Source organism: Paraburkholderia humisilvae (assembly GCF_902859855.1).
Classification (GTDB): Bacteria; Pseudomonadota; Gammaproteobacteria; order Burkholderiales; family Burkholderiaceae; genus Paraburkholderia; species Paraburkholderia humisilvae.
This window is the reverse complement of the sequence record NZ_CADIKH010000331.1, coordinates 1-1,429: the sequence shown is the minus strand read 5'-3', so window position 1 is coordinate 1,429 and position 1,429 is coordinate 1. Positions and strand designations below refer to the sequence as shown.

Genomic DNA, 1,429 nt, shown 5'->3' with positions numbered 1-1,429 from the left:
GAGTGCCGCTGTGACCGATCTGGAAGCCGCTTGGGTCGTGCGATCGCGGTGTGCCCGCGAAGCGCCTCGCCAGCGACGGGCCTCACGAACGGGCAATGAAGACACGAAGTTGTTCGGGCGTCCGCGTGGATATTGGGCTCCACCAGCCGGGGAGACATCGTGTGAGTGCCCGGTTCATGGCCCTTCTTTCCCGCGCGTATCTCGCCGGACTTTCGCGCAACGACTATCGACGTGGCGTGACTGTTGGCCGACCGGGTGGCTTTCCACCGTGCCACTTCCCTGAAAGGCGATCCCCGGGGCTGTTATCGGAGAAAAAAAGCGTGCAAACAAGTGGTACGGAATGCAAATGATCGGCCGGTCGCCCGGTGACCGGAAATGTAGCGTTGAAATGGGCAAAGATATACTAGGCATCTCAACTGTAGACCTTGGCCGCCTCTTCTTTGGGCGGTACCGTCGGACTCGACGAAGACTGTCGGTAGGCGATTGCATCTTCCTTCGTGAGCGACGACAGCGCGCGGTCGCGCTCGACGATGGCCCACAGGATCAGACGCTCGGCTTCCTTCCTGTACGTGCGCTGCGTGGCCGGCGATCCGTGCAGCGCAAGCCAGGTCTGCACGGCCCCGTAATCGTTGGCGGCGTCCAGCGTGCAACTGGCGGCCGGCGCGCGGAAGGTCCCCTGGGAGCCATCGACCTCGTGCGGCAGGTTCAGGGATTCCCACGGCACGATGTCGCCGCGCTGGCTCGCGACCACGAGTGCGGCCTTGTCCGTGAGGGCAGGCCAGGCTGCGAAAAACGCCTCGATTGCACGGGCACTGGCCACACCGAGTCCCGGCACGGCCTTCCACCACTGGCGACGACGCGGAATGCGCACGGTCAGCTCGGCGAGGGTCGTGATGCGGTGCGCGTGCAGGACGCGCACCGCGCGTGGTGTGAACCACTGCGCGATGTCATCGGCGATCTGTGGCTGCGGCGCGCGCGGTGCGCAGGGTGTCGATCGCCTGCGCGACGGCCTTCGCGTGAGCGTCGCCAGATCGTCGCGATGGGCGGTACGCGCAAGGGCAGCCAGTTTGCGCTGGATGCGGCCGAGCACACCGCGCGCGCACTGGCCATCGCCCAGCGCCGCGGGCAGGTAGCGCTCGACGGCCGGGCGCACGGCCAGGCCCGTGTGTACCAGGCGCGCAGCGCGGCCAGTACACCCGCGCCGGGGAAACCGGGCGGGTCACCAGGAGTGGGAGCGGGCAGGGCGGCGTGACGCGTTTTCACGAGGGGAGTTTAGCGTACGAACAGGTGCCTTGTGATAATTTGGAATCTTATCTTAAGGGCACGGATTTCATGCAAGCCGTCTCTGATCCGGATGCGCTAAATGCGAGCCCGAATACGAAAAGGGACTGAGTAGTCGTGCTTGAGCGCATAGGGGGAGCGGGATAAG

1 pseudogene is annotated in these 1,429 nt (G+C 65.3%); it reads right to left on the bottom strand.

Annotated elements, in window-relative coordinates:
- Window positions 1-436 precede the first annotated feature (436 nt).
- Window positions 437-1,263: pseudogene (locus HV796_RS42315) on the bottom strand (phage integrase family protein); the annotation flags it as partial.
- Window positions 1,264-1,429: the final 166 nt, after the last annotated feature.